22 protein-coding genes and 3 tRNA genes are annotated in these 18115 nt (G+C 54.2%); 12 read left to right on the top strand and 13 right to left on the bottom strand.

Features of this window, described 5'->3' with window-relative positions:
- The 3 genes from TUZN_RS09505 to rimI all read right to left on the bottom strand — a co-directional run bounded on the left by TUZN_RS09505 (position 1) and on the right by rimI (position 2027).
- Positions 1-816, bottom strand: coding sequence for a metallophosphoesterase (locus TUZN_RS09505; protein ID WP_013680748.1), 816 nt, complete (start codon positions 814-816; stop codon positions 1-3).
- A gap of 15 nt (positions 817-831) precedes the next feature.
- The gene (locus TUZN_RS09510; protein ID WP_052886232.1) at positions 832-1374 is read right to left on the bottom strand and encodes an ATPase; all 543 of its coding nucleotides are present in this window, start codon (positions 1372-1374) and stop codon (positions 832-834) included.
- A gap of 185 nt (positions 1375-1559) precedes the next feature.
- On the bottom strand, positions 1560-2027 hold the full coding sequence (gene rimI / locus TUZN_RS09515; RefSeq protein ID WP_013680751.1) for a ribosomal protein S18-alanine N-acetyltransferase: 468 nt from the start codon (positions 2025-2027) through the stop codon (positions 1560-1562).
- Between the two features lie 84 nt (positions 2028-2111).
- Here rimI and TUZN_RS09520 point away from each other — a divergent pair, with 84 nt between their 5' ends.
- From TUZN_RS09520 to TUZN_RS09530, 3 genes are read left to right on the top strand one after another with little or no spacing between them, the layout of a single operon-like run.
- Positions 2112-4949, top strand: coding sequence for a hypothetical protein (locus TUZN_RS09520; RefSeq protein WP_013680752.1), 2838 nt, complete (start codon positions 2112-2114; stop codon positions 4947-4949).
- Positions 4939-5439 carry a hypothetical protein gene (locus TUZN_RS09525; protein WP_013680753.1) on the top strand — a complete coding sequence of 167 codons (501 nt, stop codon included), beginning with the start codon at positions 4939-4941 and terminating at the stop codon, positions 5437-5439. The genes TUZN_RS09520 and TUZN_RS09525 overlap by 11 nt, the downstream gene beginning before the upstream one ends.
- The gene (locus TUZN_RS09530; RefSeq protein WP_013680754.1) at positions 5439-6221 is read left to right on the top strand and encodes a hypothetical protein; all 783 of its coding nucleotides are present in this window, start codon (positions 5439-5441) and stop codon (positions 6219-6221) included. The genes TUZN_RS09525 and TUZN_RS09530 overlap by 1 nt, the downstream gene beginning before the upstream one ends.
- A 182-nt stretch (positions 6222-6403) precedes the next feature.
- Here TUZN_RS09530 and TUZN_RS09535 read toward each other — a convergent pair whose 3' ends face one another.
- A complete protein-coding gene (locus TUZN_RS09535) occupies positions 6404-7003 on the bottom strand; it encodes a transcription factor (protein ID WP_013680755.1) in 600 nt (199 codons plus the stop codon).
- A 45-nt stretch (positions 7004-7048) separates the two neighbouring features.
- Here TUZN_RS09535 and TUZN_RS09540 point away from each other — a divergent pair, with 45 nt between their 5' ends.
- From TUZN_RS09540 to TUZN_RS09555, 4 genes are all read left to right on the top strand, one after another.
- The gene (locus tag TUZN_RS09540) at positions 7049-7957 is read left to right on the top strand and encodes a radical SAM protein (protein WP_013680756.1); all 909 of its coding nucleotides are present in this window, start codon (positions 7049-7051) and stop codon (positions 7955-7957) included.
- Between the two features lie 26 nt (positions 7958-7983).
- Positions 7984-8310, top strand: coding sequence for a hypothetical protein (locus tag TUZN_RS09545; RefSeq protein ID WP_013680757.1), 327 nt, complete (start codon positions 7984-7986; stop codon positions 8308-8310).
- Positions 8311-8387: 77 nt separating this feature from the next.
- Positions 8388-8506, top strand: a tRNA-Lys gene (locus TUZN_RS09550).
- A 70-nt stretch (positions 8507-8576) separates the two neighbouring features.
- Entirely contained in the window at positions 8577-9095 is a 519-nt protein-coding gene (locus tag TUZN_RS09555) for a hypothetical protein (RefSeq protein WP_013680758.1), read from the top strand.
- Here the strand turns inward: TUZN_RS09555 and TUZN_RS09560 are convergent.
- Positions 9064-9687, bottom strand: a complete 624-nt coding sequence (locus tag TUZN_RS09560; protein WP_052886233.1) for a KEOPS complex kinase/ATPase Bud32 — start codon at positions 9685-9687, stop codon at positions 9064-9066. The genes TUZN_RS09555 and TUZN_RS09560 overlap by 32 nt on opposite strands.
- A gap of 33 nt (positions 9688-9720) precedes the next feature.
- Here TUZN_RS09560 and TUZN_RS09565 point away from each other — a divergent pair, with 33 nt between their 5' ends.
- Entirely contained in the window at positions 9721-10839 is a 1119-nt protein-coding gene (locus TUZN_RS09565; protein ID WP_013680760.1) for a radical SAM protein, read from the top strand.
- Between the two features lie 61 nt (positions 10840-10900).
- Here TUZN_RS09565 and TUZN_RS11105 read toward each other — a convergent pair.
- A tRNA-Arg gene (locus TUZN_RS11105) sits at positions 10901-11033 on the bottom strand.
- A 468-nt stretch (positions 11034-11501) separates the two neighbouring features.
- On the opposite strand from TUZN_RS11105, the gene TUZN_RS09570 reads away from it, so the two are divergent.
- Positions 11502-11924, top strand: a complete 423-nt coding sequence (locus tag TUZN_RS09570) for a hypothetical protein (protein ID WP_013680761.1) — start codon at positions 11502-11504, stop codon at positions 11922-11924.
- A gap of 212 nt (positions 11925-12136) precedes the next feature.
- Positions 12137-13066: a hypothetical protein gene (locus TUZN_RS09575; RefSeq protein WP_052886234.1), complete on the top strand. Its 930-nt coding sequence runs from the start codon at positions 12137-12139 to the stop codon at positions 13064-13066.
- On the opposite strand, the gene TUZN_RS09580 is transcribed toward TUZN_RS09575, so the two are convergent.
- On the bottom strand, positions 13056-13790 hold the full coding sequence (locus TUZN_RS09580; RefSeq protein WP_013680763.1) for a DUF72 domain-containing protein: 735 nt from the start codon (positions 13788-13790) through the stop codon (positions 13056-13058). The two genes, TUZN_RS09575 and TUZN_RS09580, sit on opposite strands and share 11 nt — an antisense overlap.
- A 91-nt stretch (positions 13791-13881) precedes the next feature.
- On the opposite strand from TUZN_RS09580, the gene TUZN_RS09585 reads away from it, so the two are divergent.
- Together TUZN_RS09585 and TUZN_RS09590 are read left to right on the top strand one after the other, a co-directional pair.
- Positions 13882-14187 carry a hypothetical protein gene (locus TUZN_RS09585; protein ID WP_013680764.1) on the top strand — a complete coding sequence of 102 codons (306 nt, stop codon included), beginning with the start codon at positions 13882-13884 and terminating at the stop codon, positions 14185-14187.
- Between the two features lie 26 nt (positions 14188-14213).
- A complete protein-coding gene (locus TUZN_RS09590; RefSeq protein WP_013680765.1) occupies positions 14214-14435 on the top strand; it encodes a hypothetical protein in 222 nt (73 codons plus the stop codon).
- Between the two features lie 14 nt (positions 14436-14449).
- Here TUZN_RS09590 and TUZN_RS09595 read toward each other — a convergent pair whose 3' ends face one another.
- The 6 genes from TUZN_RS09595 to hemC form a co-directional block, all read right to left on the bottom strand.
- Complete coding sequence (locus tag TUZN_RS09595; RefSeq protein ID WP_013680766.1) at positions 14450-15394, bottom strand: isoaspartyl peptidase/L-asparaginase; 945 nt, start codon at positions 15392-15394, stop codon at positions 14450-14452.
- Positions 15395-15910, bottom strand: a complete 516-nt coding sequence (locus TUZN_RS09600; protein WP_013680767.1) for a 30S ribosomal protein S4 — start codon at positions 15908-15910, stop codon at positions 15395-15397. It lies immediately after the preceding gene.
- Positions 15911-15912: 2 nt separating this feature from the next.
- A complete protein-coding gene (locus tag TUZN_RS09605; RefSeq protein ID WP_013680768.1) occupies positions 15913-16383 on the bottom strand; it encodes a 30S ribosomal protein S13 in 471 nt (156 codons plus the stop codon).
- A gap of 21 nt (positions 16384-16404) precedes the next feature.
- The gene (locus TUZN_RS09610) at positions 16405-16986 is read right to left on the bottom strand and encodes a cobalamin adenosyltransferase (protein WP_013680769.1); all 582 of its coding nucleotides are present in this window, start codon (positions 16984-16986) and stop codon (positions 16405-16407) included.
- 46 nt (positions 16987-17032) lie between these two features.
- Positions 17033-17141, bottom strand: a tRNA-Ala gene (locus TUZN_RS11110).
- A 49-nt stretch (positions 17142-17190) separates the two neighbouring features.
- Entirely contained in the window at positions 17191-18102 is a 912-nt protein-coding gene (gene hemC, locus TUZN_RS09615; RefSeq protein WP_013680770.1) for a hydroxymethylbilane synthase, read from the bottom strand.
- Between the last annotated feature and the right edge of the window lie 13 nt (positions 18103-18115).

The following is an 18115-nucleotide window of genomic DNA, read 5'->3' on the forward strand; positions in this document are numbered from 1 at the left end:
CTATGATGTCACCATCTCAAGCCGAGAGCTCTCCTCTCCACCTCTCTCCTTAAGGAAGAGATCCAGAGTCCCGAGGAACGTGAAGTCTGTCAGGTAAACTTCGGCGAGTTCTGGCCTCAACTCCACATATCTTAGGATAGTCCTATCGTCGGCAGTCAGTTGCGGCAGATTGGCTATGTCAAAGCCCGTTATTAGGGGGTGCGAGGCTGGAAGAATAACAATTTTAATATCTTCATCTAAATCATATTGTTTATTATACATCTTTCTCATTAAAGTACCTTTATTCTGTTTTATCTTAATTATAGCATGTTCTCTGGTGACGTACCCTATCTCGTCTACTATTGAGACCGAGGGGTGTGTGTGGCCCATGACCAAGACCTCGGCTCTTGCCAAGTCCTCGGGACGAGGCTTGGCATGTCCATGCAATAGTAGGGTGGGCTTGACGCCGTCGAGCAGTACCCCTCTGCTGTCGGCTAAGTAGACGCCCTCTATGCCTTGCGAAATCTCGTCGAGCAAGCCGTCGTGGTTTCCCGGAATTAATATAACCCTCTCGTATAGCTTCGCGAGGTCCTTTAGGAACTGTCTGACCTCAGCGGCGGTCTCCCGCGGGGTAGGCAACTCGTGTTTCACGTCGCCGAGTATCGCCAGAGTGTTGGCCCCCGCCTCCTCGCCCCACTGTTTTAAGTTGTTAAGAAGCCTGCTCGTCTGGCTAACGGCCCGTATTCCTCTGAGCCTGAGCTCGGCTTCGTAGCCGACGTGGGTATCGGCTACAAGCAATACGTTGTCGCCATCGACCTTGAAGACAATGCCCCTCACACATTCCTCCAGCTCTTAACTATTTAATCTTCTTGCTATATCCACAGCCGCTTTGACCATCTTGGCGACTCCCACGCTCCTTAACTTGATAGGATCGATGCCATTAGCTCTATATATACGCAATTGTTCATCGAAAGGAATTAAATAGATTTTACTATATTTGCTATATAATATCATGTATTTTAATTTAGGTCTTCCAATTATCATGTTAATCAGTATACCTAGTTTTCGCCCTCGGGCGAGTTTCAAGAAAGTCCCGGCGGACTCCAAGGTGTGCGGGTCCTCGTCGGCCACGAATACAATATTTCTACAGGAAAGATAGAGGGAGAGCAGATCTCTATCGCCTAAGTGAAAAGCAGGGAAATCGTAGATCTTTATATCTCCATCTACCATGTCTGTCTCGATATCTATATCAGTTTTTATTCTATACGGAATTTTAGAGAGATTAATTATAATAATATTTTTTTGATAAATATATTTTAAAACATGCGCCATAATTATACTGAAAGTAGTCTTGCCGGTTCCGCCTCTAGAACCCGATGTGATGCAGATATCCACAAGCTGTCCGGATCGTTAAAAGCTACGTTGCTTTTTAGGCTATCGAAAACCGTGGATAGCTTAGTCGAATACCTCTACATATCAGGAGAAATTTCGCTAAAGGAATTTATAGATCTTTTATATAACTATAATTTACTTAAAAGAATTATAGTGGCTATGAAAATATATTATAGAAAGAAAATAAATTATTTATGACAAAATATTTCGAAGTATTTTTTATCAGTCAGCTCCATTCTGTAGCCGTCCTCTCCATCACTGTAATAATTCTTAAGCGTTTCGACTATTTGAAAACCAGCTTTTCTGTATAAATCTATAGCTTCTTTATTACTTACTCGAACTTCTAAATAGATTTTCTTAACAGTATTTACTTTCAAAAGTTTTAAAGCGGTGCAGAGAAGGGCTGATCCTACTCCTTTGCGTCTGGACTCCCGCCTTACGGCGATAGAGATTATATGAGCCGCCGGTCCCTCTATACAGGTAATAATATATCCGATAACTTTATTATTTTCAATATATATATACGAATTATCATAACAAAATGAGCAGAGAAATTTAAGTAAATCAATACTATATACATCTTCTTTCTTAAACGAGTCGAGCTCCACCTCATATACCTCGTTGAGCCTTTCGGCAGAACAGCGCTCCAAGGGCACTATAGCCGATGGATGCGGTGTTTATAGGCGTTGCGTAGCGCTTTTTGTCCATAGCGGATATATTGGCATTAACGACGAATTGGCGTGCTTAATATTACAGACTCGCCGTTCAACCCATCAGGGGTTACCCATCTGCATAGGCTACATCGCGCGCTCGGGTTCGACAAGGAGCTGGCTCAGATCGCCGATCTATTCGACCTAGTCGCAAAGACCAGGAACAACGTGCTCGCAGTAGTCGTCGCGCCCTACGGCTACGGCAAGAGCGAGTTCCTAGATGAAGTGCAGAGGGAGGCGGATTCGAGAGGGCTTAGGACCATACGGGTGGCTCTGACGCACACGTTCAAGGAGGATGTACTGAGAAGTTTACAGGAGAAACGCCAAGGCGAGCCGCTGTTGGTGTTAATCGACGAAGCCGACGAGCTGTCGAGAATAGCGGCTATGCACAGGCTGGGCGCTTTGTCCAACGACGAGTTTAGGCAGGCGGTGATGGATCTGGCGTCTATAGTGCGGGCGTTGCTCGAGCCGAGGAACTACCCCCACGTGCTCAAGAACCCCGAGAATTACGATAGGGTGTTGGTGATCGCCGCATTAACGCCGCAGGTCTACTACACTATACTCAAAAACGTAGTGCCGGACGTCTTCGACCTAACCACCGGCCGGGTGTATAAGGAGATAGTTCTCGACACGCGATACCCGTTTTGGCTCTTCGTCGAAATGGTGGCGTCGAGGCTAGATGCGTATATCAGAGCCAAAAGGCCGGACAAGCTTTGGCCCTTCACCCTAGGCGAGCTGGCCGCCCTATACAATATAGCCATGAAGAAGGGCGAGGTCAGTCCGAGATATCTGTTGAAATTGGCGGCCCGCCTATTCGAGCTGAAGAATAAGGGGAAGGGGCTTGCCGAGCTCGCCGAAGAGGAAGGAATATATATTCAGAAAAAGGAACTTGTTGAATATATATTATCTGGGCTTCCTACTATTAATATAGAAGAGAAATATATAGATATTTTTAAGAAAAAATATCTATATAGAATACCGTTTAGCGATAAGGAGGCTGTGGCCGCCGTCAATAGGTTCCTCAAGTTAAGAGGCGGGGAGATTAAGCCCACCGACGAGAGATCAGCCTCATACGAACCGAATCTATACTACACGATAATGGAAAACGGCGAGTTGATGATATATTTCGTCCACGACGAGGTGCTGGAAGAACTGAGAGAGTACCTGCTAGGCGAGGCCTATGTCGTGAGCGGCGACGTAATTTCCGCGACTGACAGGAGGGAGGATACGTATAGGATAAGCAAGGAGTTGCTTGCCAAGTTGCAAGACCCCCAGCAGTTTCTCAATGAAATAGAAAAAATACTTGATCTAAATGGAATAAAAATAAAAATATGTTGCGGAAAAGCTATATGGTATAATAATTTAGGATTTAGAGAATTAATATTGTTAATATATCTAGATAAAGAAAACGATATAAATAACATTAGGAGCTTTATGAGCAAGATAATAGCGGAAGGAGCACTAGAGGAATATCCAATAGACTATATAATAGCATATATATTCTCAAATGTTTTATTAACCGACGAGTTGGAGGCCTCGATCTCTCAACTGCTTAAGATTAGTTGGAAAAATCTATATATAGATAGCGCTGGTAAATATGTTTATTTAAATATATATGGTGCAGATAAATTAGATAGGCTGAAAACCGATATTGTCAAGTTCCAAATCGATAGAATACTGGGCAGAGATGCCGGGCCTCTGGAAATGCTGGAGAATCTCAAGCTGTATAGAGAGAAGGCGCGGGAGAACGTGCTCAAGTACACGCTGGCGTTGCGGAGAGGTAAGGAAAGGAAGGAGCTCTCCCTGCTGAAAGTCGCCGAGCAGCTTATCTCGGGCGAAGTGCCTGAAGGTATGGCCGCATATCATAGAATCGTCGACGTGCTTATCAGAGGTATAGAAAACGACATGCACGAAAAAGAGCTCAAGACGTTTATAGGCAGGCTCTTCCCGGTAAACCTCTGGAGAGATCTACGCGAGGACGACTTGGTGACCCTTATGGTCTACACGGGCTATCTAATTCCCCGAGATAGGGTCTATGTTAAATTTAATATGGAAGACGCACGTAGATATCTAGAGGCTTTATCGAAAGAATTATATGCCTATTCCGAGATCGCGGTCTCCTTCAAGAGCAAGATTTTCGGAGAGATAAAGCTATCCAAAAAGCTCGACGTCGAGAAGATACCCCTCGAGTTTAAAGACGCCAAGGAATATGCGGCGTTAGTCGTGCGCCTCAAGAAGGCGTTGCTAGCGGCGCAACAGGAGGCGGTCGCCGTGAGAGGCGAGTTGGAGCAAGAGCTTAGGGCCAAGAAAGACCTTGTAGGGATCTTGGAGAAGCTCGCAGAAAGGATGCCGCAGAGGATCAAGTACATGGCTCTCGACGAAAAGATAGCTGAGAGGGAGTCCGCCATCCTCAAGGCAGTGGACGAGATTACGGAGATCTGGAAGGGCTTGCATCCCCTGGCGCGCGAGCTCGGCAAGGCTATCTCCGTCGAGGCGGATCTCGGAATTCTGCTGAATTTGCCGGAGCCTTGGGTCGAGGACTATCTGGCCACGCTAAGGCTCTACTCGGTTAAGCTCAGGGAGGAGTACGAGGCGTATAGAAAGGACTCAGAACGCCGGAGGAGAGTTGCCGAATGGGTCAAGGTCCGCCTGGGCGCGTCCGACGGCGTTGACGAGGTCTTGAAGAAGAAATCGGAGGAGCTCCAGGTACCCTACCGGTTGCTGTACGCCATAGCGTCGCGGGGTCCCGGCGCCGAACTGGACCCGGATGTGCTGGCCTCAGAGGCCTCTATGGAGGTCCGGCTGGTGTCCAAATACCTGGACTTGTTGGCAGAGAAGGGGCTAGTTGCGAAGAAGTATGTCTCCTAGAGTGGTCGTCATAAGGGAGGGGGAGTTGAGGCTCGACGGCGATGTGGTGATAGACGCCCGGCCGCCCTACGATTTCTACGACGTAGTGATACTGGAGGGCAAAGAGTTGCGCTCAGTAGTCGCCGTGGGCGAGGCCAGGGGAGACGCGGTGGTTGGATGGGGCAAATACACCGGCAAGCCGGTCGCGGCCCTCCTCAAAGGCGTGTTGTACCTAAGGGCGGTCCCGTTGACGCTGTATCAGGAAATGGGGTATCTGGAACGCGAGTTCTCTACAAGAGAGGAGGTCGACATAAAGAAACTGGTGGAGAGGCTGAAGAAGATAGTGTTGGAGGAAAGACGAAAGTACAAGAAATCATCCTCGTTACTCGCCTTGCAGAAATTCGTGAACGGCGATGCGCCGTTGCCGAGCTATCTAGCAGACGTCCTCGGCCCTATTGGCAAGGACGTTGCGGCTAAGGTGTTGGAAGCGCTCTACAGCGAAATATATTGATGAGACAGCTCATATCCGAGATACTGCGCCTTGCCGAGATGGAGATACCTAAATATAGAGATAAATTGATAGAGCTAGCGAGAGATATAGATGAGTATAAAAAGGAGGCGGTGGAGAGGCCCCGATATGTGGATACGCCGGACTATATCGCGATAGACTCCGGATATGCCGTGATTCAGTATAGATATTTAAATATAGCCATAATAGTTGTAGTTATAATTGATAAATATATAAATAGTGAAACCATATTATTTAGTTTTAAAAGAAATGAGGATATAGATTTAAATAGTTATATAAGAAAGCAGGAACTCGCACGTGCCGAAAAGCACAGCGGATATGTTCTGTCCGACGGCCCGTTGTCGCCCTATATGAAAGAACCTAGAGGCTTCATCATCGGCGTCTCGAAAGATCCGGTAGCTCCCAGGTATTGGAAGGGCATAGGCGGCCGTGTAGGCGAATGGCTCAGGGAAATATCCGGCTACGTATCAGAGCTGTACGGAGCCGAGCTTCTGCTTCGGGGCGAGCCGCCGGGCTCTATGCTGAAGCCCGTAAAGCTCGGCAAATATCTTGTTACATATATAAAGGGTGACTCTGTATTTTATGTAGAATTTCCTGAGTATATACCCAAGGATATTGTTGCATCATTTTTTAGGTATGGATATCCAATCAAGCTTAGAATCGCGCATAGGTATGCAAAGATTACTCGGGAGTATTTGAGGACCGTTAGGACGATAGCGCCTAGACTTTTAGATATATCGACAAAATATAGGGAGTATCTATAAGCCTTTATAAATATATATTAGGTTAGCTATGGCTAGATTAACACAATCATCTAGGTCCAATTCATGTTTTTTACAGATTTCCTTGAGCGCCTTATATTCGGCGGGTTTGAGCGAGATCACGACACGTTCCATACATCTATTGGTGTATATATTAAAAGAGGATTTGTTAAAAATGTATACGTCTACTTCAATAAGCTCGTTATTTGCTGGAGCTTGTTCTTGACCTCCTCAAGCTCTCTGCGCAATCTGTCGTTCTCGGCCCTAAGCCTCTCCACCTCCTTAGACAGCTCCTCCTTCTCCCTCCTCAACGCCTCGTAGTCGGGCGCCGCTTGCCCGCACCTATCGCTTCTGACCCAGTAAATAAGTTCCGTCTTGTCCTTGTTCCACGTTATTTCGCCGGTGTCGGGATCTACGAGGAGCTCTGTCGATATCATAAATATGTCGCCGCGCTCCAGCTTATGCTTGGGCACAGCCTCCTCGAAAAACCACTTCTTCAACCCGTCGAAGAGCTCTCTGGAGGTCTCCCTAAACTTTTCTGAGTCCCTAATCCGCGCAAAAATATTCTCGCCATCGGGCCCGAACTGCTCTCTGAGCGAGCCGGCAACGGCTCCGAAGAGTAGCTTGAAGAACTCGGGCCGGCCGCCGGGGCCATACCGTCCGAAGAGCCTGCCTGCCGACGTCTTTCCCGTGTTCCATCTGATCAACAGAAGCCTCTTGCCCTCGCGGGTTACCAGCTCTGAGCGGACCTCTCCCCTCTCCTCCTCCCTCACCTCCTCGCCCATGGAGTATATGGAGCACGTTTTTAATATTGAGTCGGGATCGCGGTGGTGTATTATAATATATACAGAGGCCCCCTCGCCAAGGGATGCGACATGTGCTTAGTGGGCGCTAAGGCGGTTATATTCATCACAGGCCTCTGCAAGTATAGGTGCTTCTACTGTCCGGTGGATAGGGAGAGGTTCGGCAAAGACGTCGTCTACGTCAACGACGTGAGAGTAAATACGACGGACGACGTTGTGCGCGAGGTCGCCGCGTCGGGCGCCGCGGGGGCTGCCATAACCGGCGGAGATCCCCTTGAAGTCCCCGACAGAGTGGTGGAGATCGCGTCGGCGTTGAAACGCGCGTTTGGGAAAGAGTTCCACATACATCTATACACCAGGCCTGCCAGCTTGGACAACAAGACGACAAACGCCCTAATAAACTCCGGCGTGGACGAGGTGAGGCTCCACTTCTTGGGCTACGGCGAGGTGGCGGGGAGGTTGCACTACATCGCGGCGCTTAAGTACGCCGGGCTTTCCCTAGGCGTCGAGGTCCCCGCGATACCCGGCCTCGAGGCGAGCATATCGGCGGCTATAAACGCGTTGGCCGCACGCGGGTTCGTCGACTTCGTGAACATCAACGAGCTCGACGTGTCCGACAGCAACATAGACATGTTGAGGCGTCTGGGCTATAGGGTGGGCGACGGGTCGGCGTACGGTAGCTTCGAGGCGGCCAAGAGACTAATGGAGCTTGTCAGAGGAGTCCCCGTCAATTTGTGTAGGAGCAAGACAAAGGATCTGTACCAGATAGGGGCGAGGGTCTTCAGAGAGGCCATGTTCTCCGCGGCGTCCTCGGAGCGCGTGCGCGACGACGGAACTATAGAATACACGGAAGACGGCGTGCATCCCGGCCATAGGCTTGCCAGAAATATCAAGGTGAAGATCAAGCTCGGAGGGAAGTATCTAGAGGTCGCGTAGGTGTTTTTAACCATGAAGCAGTTTACATGAAGCTGTGCCTGGCGCTGATAGCTATAGCCGTCGGCGTCTACGCGTCCGCCGTCAACGGCACAAACGCCACAGCTCCTGTAGGGGTCCTAGACAATATAAATAATATAATAAATAATTGGTTAAATATAGGTACAAACTTTCTAGTTAATCTAGAATATACATTAAAGTATTATATTGTTAAAATATCGGAAGTCGCGGCCGTCATTATGGCCATGATAGGGGCGTTTCTATATTTCACAAGGCTAAGTAAGTACACCGGGCGTAGTCTGCTCATAGGCGCCGTGTTGCTGTACCTCTTCGCAGAGATCCTAAAGGGCATCTGACGCCGCGTGGAGCTACACCACGGCGGCCGTCCCAACGTAGTCGGAAAGCTTTAAAAGTATAGGGAATATACGTCAAGGGGCCCGTAGCTCAGCCCGGTAGAGCGGCGGTGGACCCAGCCAGATCCGCCGAGGCTTTTAACCCGTAGGTCGTGGGTTCGAAGGGGGACGGCCCCCGAAACTCCCACCGGGCCCGCCAGCGCGCCGTTTACGTAGACATCAAGCCTTTGTAGTCTGAAGTCTATATAAAAACGGCTGGTCTTGGCTTCGTGCAAGAGGCTTATTATCAAATAAATAGAGGAAAAGCTGTTGTGAGAAAACTCATCGCCGAGATGGCCTACATGGGACTTGTCGGCACTCTCGCAGTGCCTCCTTTCGGCGTTTTGAGAAGCCCGCTGTCCTCTATTATAACGCCGGAGATAGTCTCGGCGCTTGCCCTCGAGATCTTGAAAGACGACCCTAATGCCGTCCTCAACTCGAGATTGGGGCTGAAGCTGGGCGGGATCCCCGCTTGCGATATGTTGAAATACCACGAGCTGAACGTCTTATGTAGACTAGTTAAGGAGAACGGCGATAGGCCTCTCTACGCGGTTGTGGACTTGCTCGCGCCCCATCTAGGCGTGGCCTTATCCAACCTGGGCTACAGGGAGGGCGATCTCTTGATAACGGCCCTCAGAGTCTTAAAGGGGGAGGCCGGCTCGGCGGAGCAAGCCCAGCTGTTCAAGCTGTACGACGAATGGGGCCTTTACGCGCACATTAACGTTCGACGTAGCGAGCGGACGCCCTGATGCGCCTCACGCCCTCGCGGACGTCCTCGGCCAGGCGCCCCAACGCCGAGTAGCCATCCCAGAAAGCCCTCTTGTAGTCCTCGCCCCTCTCGCCGTATGTATCCAACACCCTCAACAACACGTTGACGTCGCGCGCGAACTCCAGCACGGCCCTCCTGCCGGAGCCCTCTACGAAGTATCCGAGGCCCATATCGATGAAGTAGGGCCTAACGCCGCCTCTATAGATCACGTTGGTGAGGGCCAGATCCCCGTGGACTATGCCCGCCGCGTGTAGCCTCGCTACCATAGAGCCCACGTCGCCCAACACGTTCTTGCCGCTCTCCAGAAGATCCTTGGCCGTGGGGCCGTCGATATATTCCATGACTATGGCCGCCCGCTCCACGTCGAAGAAATACACGGCGGGCACGTCGACGCCGGCTTCGCGGGCCTTGGCCATAACCCTGACCTCGTTCAACGTCCTCCTAGACCTAATGGCCTTATCCAGCTCCGGATCCCTATAGCGCTTGGGCTTTCTGAGCTTCACGACAGCCCTCATGCCGAACCAGTCCACCTCGTAGAGGTCGGCCTCGGCGCCTCTGGCTATGAGCCTCACGAAAAATGAAAAAACCACAGCCCTAAGAACGTTGTGGCCTGGGCCCTCTACAGGCCCGACGCGGTGGCCGTATGGAGCGACGAGGTGGTGAGGGAGCGGCTTAGTTGGTACTACGCCGTGATGCGGGACAAGGCTCCGTCTAAGTTCCACATAGCGGCGCGCGTCGAAGCGCCGCGCGACTACGCCGAGCTCGACGACGAGAGGTTGTGGAGGCTCCACGAGGAGCTGGGCAGAGCCTTCGACGAGGAGTGGTCCGCCCAGAGGGAGAGGCCGGACGTGCGCCTGGTCGAGAAGGGCCTGCCGGAGGCCTCGTTCCTAGACGTCAAGATAGAGCTGGCGCGTAGGCAGCTGAGGCGGTGCAACTTGTGCGAGAGGCATTGCGGAGTGGACAGGACCAGGAGGAGGGGGGCTTGCCTGCTCGACGACAAGCCGAGGGTATCCAGCTGGTTCCTCCACATGGGCGAGGAGGCCCCGCTCGTCCCCTCGGGCACTATCTTCTTCGCCGGCTGTAACTTCAGATGCGCCTTCTGCCAGAACTGGGACATATCGCAGAGGCCCGAAAACGGCGCGGAGGCGACGCCGCGCCACCTCGCCCTAATACAGATCAGGCTGAGGGCTGAAGGAGCGCGGAACATAAACTGGGTGGGCGGCGAGCCTACCCCCAACATACCCTCCATACTCGAGTCCTTGAGGGAGCTCGCGGCGAGGAGGTTCAACGCGCCCCAGCTGTGGAACAGCAACATGTACCTAACCCCCGAAGGCCTCTCGCTCATACTCCACATAATGGACATCTGGCTCCCCGACTTCAAATATGGCAACAACGCCTGCGCCCTCCGGTACTCGGTGGCCCCCAGATACGTCGATGTGGTGGCCAGAAACCTCTCGACGATATGCAGACGGGGCGAGGACGTGATAATCAGACACCTAGTGTTGCCGGGCCACGTAGACTGTTGCACCAAGCCCGTGCTCAAATGGATAGCCGAGAACTGCCCAAGGGCCTTGGTGAACATAATGGACCAGTACCACCCCGACTATCTAGTCCCCACAATGGCCAAATACTCTGACATAAACCGGCTTGTGTCCGACGCAGAGATGAGAGAGGCCTACCGTTACGCCGATGAGCTGGGCCTCGCCTGGCGCCAAGTCAGCTAGGCTCTACAGAGCGTGAAGCCGGCACGTCCAAGATAGCCAGACCGCGATAGCGCGAGGTCGCTGGCGGGCCCGGTGGGATTCGAACCCACGACCTCCGCCCCCTCTAGGGCCTACGGCTCGCTCCGCTTCCGCTTAGGAGGCACGGCGGACCGGCCGGGTCCACCGCCGCTCTATCCATGCTGAGCTACGGGCCCCTTGACGTATATTTCTATCTGTTTTTAAGCTTTTCCGCCATCTTTGTCCATCTCCAGATCTTTCCGCGAGGGTCGAACGCCTCCTGTCGCCTAATACGAAAGGCGGCCCTCGCCCACACATTACGCCGGGCTTCTTGCGATGAGCCGCCTCTCCTTGCATATTCCATACTGTCCATCTCAACGCCGTATCCCCCGCCGATACCTTAGCTTATGCCGCGGTATGTACGTTACGTAATGCCGTCCGGCTTGGCGTGTAGCCTCCGCGCCTCGAGGGCTGGCAAGGCCTTTCGTAATTCTCTTTACGTTTTTCGACCGAGGTTTTGAGGACACAGCGACAAGTAGCCCAAGTCGCCCTCACAGATCCTTCGCCGGCTTGGTTTTGTGCGTGCTTGGACGGCGGGGCTGTGAAGAGGCGGCCGTGCCCGGGGCTGGACGATATATGTAAATTTTTAGGGTTTGTACCCAATCATGGAGATCCCCGAGGTGAGCGAGGTGGAGCTCGAGAACCCGTCTTTCTCGGTAGCTGGACCTGCAGAATACACGATCTCTTTCGGAAGTCCCTGTAAGGTCTCGGCCAACGTCAGGATGGACGTGCTCATGTTTTCATGGCCCCGTGTTTTCTCGAAGGCCCTAGTGGCGGTCTACAAATGCGGCGACTTCTGGCCGCACTTCGACGTGAAGGTGAGGGCCCTATCCTTCGGCAAATCGATATACCTATTGGTCGACTCTGTGGCGCGACACAACGAGAGCGACGCGGAGATCGTGCCTCTGGAGCGCGGCCCGCTCTGGATCTATTTGGCCAAGCTGGGCGCGATTGCTCTGTGCAAGACCGTGAGGGAGGTCCTCAACGTGCAGGGCAAGTGCAGGACGTATATGTCAGCCGGTACGTGAACACGTCACCGATCGGCTTCGGAGGCTTTCATCCCGACACATCTAGCTCGCCTAGATAAGTCTTATTGCGGAATACGGGAGCTCCCGCGTTGCGGCGAGGCTATGCCGTGGGCGCCTCCCTGCCCGCCGTCTTGGCGCCAGCGGGCTCTATAAGGAGGCTCCGCGGCTGGACACAGGCGCTTTGTTTAATAATCGGTTGGTCGGGAGGTTATATGTTGTGCATAAGCTTGGATGCTTGTCTGTCGGAGTATCGTCCCGAGTCCGTGGATGTGGCGACCCGTATGCTGGGCGGGCTCGGGCTTAGGGAATTGGCGTCGCGGGTAAAATCGCTTAGAGTAGTCACCCAAGGGCCTATCCTCGGGAAGCTGAAAGTCCTCGAAACAGTGGACAACAACGACGTGGAGGTGCGCTACGTTCCAAAGCTCTTCTCGTCTTTCTACGTCTTGCGTAGGGGGGATAGAGTCTGCGCGGTGTTCGGCGGCGATCTGTTCCTGGACGCCGTCGAGGGCTCCGCCTCAGGCCTCTTGATGGCCAACTGCGGGGACGACGCGATAGGCGCGGCCGAGCTCTTCGAGAAGCTGTGGTCGAGATCGCGGAGCATATTCGACGTCGATCCCTATCTGTTGGGCCGCACGAAGGACTGGGGCGCGTATAGGATAATAGCAGAGCTCAGGCGGGTTAAGGTCGAGGGGGAGGACGAGGAGGATCTAGTCGATAAAATAGTGAGGGGGCACGCCAGGAGGATATTCGGCATAGACGACTCGGACGAGGTCGCCAGGAGGTTCTGGTCGGCGATATTCGCGACGCGCGATATGTCTGTAAAGATCATGGACGACCGGTCGACCGGGTTGCCTGTGACGGCGCCGCTTATATACTACTCGGTCAAGGTCTTGAGAAGCCCGCCGGATAGGTGCCAGGACGGCCCCTGCCTCAGGACGACGGCTAAGCTACTAGAGCGCGCCCTGCGGCACGTGCCCCAGTCTAGACTGCACGACGCGTGGAGGGAGGCGTTGAAGAACGGCGCAGAGAGGAGGAAGATAGAGCGCTCTCCCTATCTGCCGGCCTTGTTGTTGTTGACGGGAAAGGTCGAGATAGGGTACGACAAGTCCATAGACGCGCGGATCTACAGGCTCAGACGCTAGGCCGCGGATCCGAATAGAAGCTTTCAGATACGAGCTTCTTAAACCTAACCGCATCGTCGAACATATATATATTATTAAACATAACATATGGATTTTTTAAATCTTTTATAGAATTTCTTAATTTTATTAAATCATTGTCAGTATATTTATATTTATAGTTAACTTCGCCTTTGCCCAGACCGTGTAGTCTAAAGTAATGCACGGGGGATCTCGGTACCTCCCTCCTTAGGGGATCAACCACTAGGGAGACTCCGACGTCGGCTAACATCGCGTCGAGATCCCTTACGGCGGCCACCTCGCCCCTCGGCTCCCAGACGAACGCGCCCTCGCCTCTGATCGTTCTGAAGAACTCCAACGCGTCTCTTAAGAGATCGGCGCGCATGCTCGGCGGCGTCTGGAACACGTAGACCTTGGGCCTAAGCGGCGCGACCAGCCTCCTGAAGAGATCCCAAAGCTCTAGGTTCTCCCTCGTCGGCCTCAAGAGGCCGTGGCCCTCTCCCGGCTTGAATCCTCTCGTCCTCTTATAAGTCGGGCTGCCGGCGGGATGGGTTATGCCTTGGAAGACCTTGACCGTGAACGCGAACCCCTCCGGCGCCTCTTTGGCCAGCTCGCCCATGCGGCGCTCGTTGGGGAGGTTGTAGAAAGTCTCCTGTAGCTCTACGGCGTCCAGCGATCTGTAGACCTCCCGTCTGCTTCTGGGAAAGCCGCACGTGCCTACTATCACGTTAGCTGTTGCCCATATATTTAAAACCCGCCGCCGGTTTGTGGGAGATTCCGCATCGATATACTCGGGTATCAGGAGTTGCTACGCGAAGATGGACGGCATGTACGTCGAGACGGGGCCCATGGACTTAGCCAAGGCCGCGGCCCACCTATACCTCCACCTCAGAGATCTCGAGAGGGGCTTTACCTACGACCACGAATGTAGGCGGGTGCCGATGTCTTGGTCTCTCTTCGAGGCGCGTTCTAAGTATTTGGCCGAGATATGCAGGAAGCAGGGCGGGAGGGAGTGCGGCGAGATAGAGGAGCTCGTGGAGGAGGTTCTGAGGCATAGGGCCTTGCCTAGATGGGCCGAGGAGCTGGCTACGAGGAAGATAATACGGATTGGCCGGTTGATATGATTTATAAATAGCACTCATTCGCGCTAATGGGTGAAGAGGAAGGACGCCGAAGGTCGAGAAACGTAGACGTCGAGGGTGAGCTTTCCAAGTTGCCTGTTGACGTGTCGAAGGAGGACGACGAGCTCGTGGTCAAGGTCGGGAAGGGCCGTCGGTTGCCTGAAGACGAGTTCAGGAACACTATATCTAAGCTCAAGAAGATGGGCTTTAAGTTCGACCCGGACACAAAGACCTGGCGCAAAAGGGCGTAGGCAAAACCTTTCTTTTAGGGCCAAGCATCCTCCCGGCGAAGGGCGACTCGCCTAATCTGCCTGCCGGCGCCCCACGCCCTGGCCATGGCGGCTGTGTTGAAGGCGGCCGCCACTTTGCCTCTCCTGTCTATGCCGAGAAGGCCTACCGTGTCTTCGCCGAACCTCTCGGTGACTAGATCCACGACTCTTCTCAGCGCCGTGTCTATGTCCAGTCCGGCCCTCATGAGCTCGACGGCCCTCAGAGAGGCCATAGTTAGGATTATCGCCTCGCCGACGCCTGTCGCCGATATGGCGCCTATTGAGTTGTCGGCCCAGAACCCGGCTCCCGGTATCGGCGAATCGCCGACCCTCCCATCTAGCTTCAGCCACACGCCTCCTGTCGACGTGGCGGCGGCCAAATTGCCGTCCTTGTCGAGCGCCACAGCGCCGACAGTATCGCCGATTCCAAGCCTCTTCGCTATCTCCAACACCTTCTTGTAATGCCAACGGCCGGCCGACGTCTCCTGCAACATCTGCCTAAACCTCTCGTTCTTACGTTCGCTGTAGAACGCCGCCTTGGCGGTCAGAAGCCCGGCTATGCGGGCCAGATCCCTGGCGCCGTCGCCGACGACCAGCACGTGGTCGGTGGCGTCCAACACGTATCTGGCCAGCCTCACGGGGTTCCTCACGTCCTCAACTGCCGCGACGGCGCCAGCTCTGCCCGACGCGCCGTCCATCACGCCGGCGTCCATCTGCACGCGGCCCGAGATGGTATAGACGGAGCCCACGCCGGCGTCGAACACGCCCGAGTCCTCCATATACGCGACGGCCTCCACGACCGCGTCTACTGCGTTGCCCCGCGCAATTGCGGCGAGTCCGGCCTCGACAGCGTCGGCGAGAGCCCTCCGTGCGCGCGCCTCCTCTTCAGGAGTTACGCTCCATCTACCGGCCCCTCCGTGGACCGCGACTACGGGCTCCATTTATTGGGCCTGCTGGGCTCCGGCCGCTATGGGGCTACCGGGCGCGTAGGAGATCTTGTCCTCTAGATCTCGCGGGACTAAAAAGCCGGGCGACCTCACCCTCCTGCCGTTTATGGCTATATGTCCGTGGGTTATCAACTGTCTGGCTTGGTACGGGGTCTTCGCGAACCCCTTCCTATACACTATCGTCTGGAGGCGCCTCTCCAGTATGGCCCTCACGTCCAGAGAGAGCACTCTATCGAGGGGGATATTCACGTCCTCTATAAACCCCATCTTGTAAAGCCTCTCCTTAAAGGGCAGCTCCAACGGCGCTCTCTCCTCGGCGCGCATCGAGAGCAAGCTTCTAGCGCGCCTCACTATATGTTTCAGAACCGACCTCGCCTTCCACAACTCTCGCTTGTTCCTAAGGCCATATTCGCCCATGAGCTGTAGTTCCTCGAGCAATAGTTGCGTGTTCCACAGCTTCTTGGGCTTCCCGTCGAGATACGTCTTTCTACTTTTCTTCTTGCCGCCCATGGCTACTGCTTAGCGCCTCCGCCTGGTTGCGCCTCCTTCTTCTTGGCCACTCCGGCGGTCGGGCCGAACCTGCCAGTGGTCACCGTGCGTTGCCCTCTGACCTTCAGCCCGGCGGCGTGCCTCATGCCCTTCCAGCTCCTCAGCTTCTTCATTAGATCTATGTCGCTCTTGGCGGCGAGGATCAGCTCCGACCCTATTAGGTGGACGTCGCGTCCGCTCACGGGATCTCTGCGTCTGTTGAGGAACCAGGCCGGCGCTATCTCGTGCAAGTTCCTCACCGCCCAGTCCAGTTTGGAGATCTGCTCCTCGCTGAGAGAGCCCAGCGGAGCGTAGGGATCTACGCCAAGCCGCCTACATATAGCAAATGCCGAGGAGATGCCTATGCCCTTAATGCGGGCTAAGGCGAAGGCCACGGCCTTGGCGCCTTCTAGGTCCGTATCCCCAACGCGGACTATAGCCCTTACTTCAGACACGAAGGTGCGAGAACAAAGTGTTTAAAAGTTTAGTAGGCCCTCCTCGGGCTGAGCAAGCCGAGGGACGTATTTGGTTGCGCCTTGGCGGGTCAACACCATATGGCTTCTCGTGCGCATAAGCTCGAAGAGGACGTTCCCCACATGGTTCAAGAGCGTGATGACCTCCCGCCCACGATCTAGTTGGGCCAGCCGCCTCTCGGTCCAGCGGACCCAAGCCCTCGCTGCGTTGATATAGGCGCAGATCTCGTCGAGACATACGACCCAGCCCAGCGGCGCGTCGGAGGCCAGCACATAGGACAACTTAACGGCCTTTTTGAGAGATTTAAAGGCCTTGGCCAGATAGGCGCCATCCCCCGTGGACAAATAGAAGCCTGCGTACTGCAGAGCCCATAGGACCAGCCAGAGGATCCGCCTTGTACGGCCCTCGGCCTTCACAGCGGCGAGGTTTACGTGCACAGTCGCCGCCTCGAGGGCGCCAAACAGCTTTACTATTGCAGAAGCCTTAGACACGCATTTTGCCTCGCCGAACCACAACACCTCCGTCTCGCCGAGGTCCCCGGGACAAGAGCCGGTCAAGATACAGGGCTTAGCGAGCTTTGCCACAAGAAATGATTACACTATTATAAAAATACATATAAGAATAATAGATTGGTGGACCGGCCGGGATTCGAACCCGGGATCTCGGGCGCGGTGCGGCTCCCGCGCGCAAGGCGGGCCTAAGGGAACGGCTTTCAATCCTTCCGCTAGACGACCGGCCCTTTACATATATTTCCAGTAATTTTTAAGCCTTTCGCCCACCTACTTGGGCTATACCCTATGCCCATGCGGCGGGCCTAGCGCTGATTTCAACATGCGGGCGGCCCTGACGCCGACTTCCTCGGGGCTCTCGCCGAAGGCTTTTACGAGGACTTTCCTGGATCCGTCGACGGAGGCCCAGCCAGCTAGGAACTCTATCCCGTTGGGCGTGGCAGTGGCGAGACCCCCTACCGCTACGTGGCACCCTCCACCCATCTCCTTAAGGAATGCCCTCTCGGCTCTCGCCTCCAGGGCGGCCCTAGGATCGCTGGCCTTTCTCAACAGATCGATGATCCCTCTATCGTCTTTCCGCGCTACGGCGGCTACTATGCCTTGTCCCGGCGGCGGCGGGATCTCGTCCGGCTTAACCCTCCTGATCTCCACCGGCGGATTCTCGCCGTAGAGTCTCCTCACGCCAGCCTCGGCGAGCACGGCGGCGTCGACTGCGCCGGATAAGACCTTGCCGATCCTCGTGTCCACGTTGCCTCTGAGAGGCTCTATATGTAGATCGGGCCTTATAGATTTCAGAAAAGCCCCCCGCCTCACGCTCGACGTGCCGACTCTAGCGCCTCGGGGCAAGCCCCACACGTCGTAACCCCTCGTGCTCGCTATTGCGTCATAGGGTGAATCCCTTTTTGAGTAGCCCGCTACGACCAAGTCCTCGTGGATTTCCGAGGGCAGATCCTTAAGGGAATGCACGGCCACGTCCGCCTGCCCCCTCAGCACGGCTAGGTTCACCTCCTTCTCGAAAACGCCCTTGACGCCTATGGCATATAGGGGTCTGTCCTGGACTAGATCCCCGGTGGTCTTCACCACGACTATCTCGAACTCCAAGTCCGGCTCGACTTCCTTTATACTCTTGATAAACAACTCGGTCTGGAGCAGACTTAGCTTGCTGCCTCTCGTGGCTACCCGCAACTTCACGCGGTGGCCAGAT

Origin of the sequence: Thermoproteus uzoniensis 768-20, assembly GCF_000193375.1 — an archaeon.
Lineage (GTDB): Archaea > Thermoproteota > Thermoprotei > Thermoproteales > Thermoproteaceae > Thermoproteus > Thermoproteus uzoniensis_A.

What these genes read in the sequence shown, in the direction of transcription:
- TUZN_RS09525 (WP_013680753.1), top strand. Translation starts at nt 4,939, where the DNA reads ATGTCTCCTAGAGTGGTCGTCATAAGGGAGGGGGAGTTGAGGCTCGAC.
- TUZN_RS09530 (WP_013680754.1), top strand. Translation starts at nt 5,439, where the DNA reads ATGAGACAGCTCATATCCGAGATACTGCGCCTTGCCGAGATGGAGATA.
- TUZN_RS09535 (WP_013680755.1), bottom strand. Translation starts at nt 7,003, where the DNA reads ATGGGCGAGGAGGTGAGGGAGGAGGAGAGGGGAGAGGTCCGCTCAGAG.
- TUZN_RS09545 (WP_013680757.1), top strand. Translation starts at nt 7,984, where the DNA reads ATGAAGCTGTGCCTGGCGCTGATAGCTATAGCCGTCGGCGTCTACGCG.
- TUZN_RS09570 (WP_013680761.1), top strand. Translation starts at nt 11,502, where the DNA reads ATGGAGATCCCCGAGGTGAGCGAGGTGGAGCTCGAGAACCCGTCTTTC.
- TUZN_RS09575 (WP_052886234.1), top strand. Translation starts at nt 12,137, where the DNA reads ATGTTGTGCATAAGCTTGGATGCTTGTCTGTCGGAGTATCGTCCCGAG.
- TUZN_RS09585 (WP_013680764.1), top strand. Translation starts at nt 13,882, where the DNA reads ATGGACGGCATGTACGTCGAGACGGGGCCCATGGACTTAGCCAAGGCC.
- TUZN_RS09590 (WP_013680765.1), top strand. Translation starts at nt 14,214, where the DNA reads ATGGGTGAAGAGGAAGGACGCCGAAGGTCGAGAAACGTAGACGTCGAG.
- TUZN_RS09595 (WP_013680766.1), bottom strand. Translation starts at nt 15,394, where the DNA reads ATGGAGCCCGTAGTCGCGGTCCACGGAGGGGCCGGTAGATGGAGCGTA.
- TUZN_RS09600 (WP_013680767.1), bottom strand. Translation starts at nt 15,910, where the DNA reads ATGGGCGGCAAGAAGAAAAGTAGAAAGACGTATCTCGACGGGAAGCCC.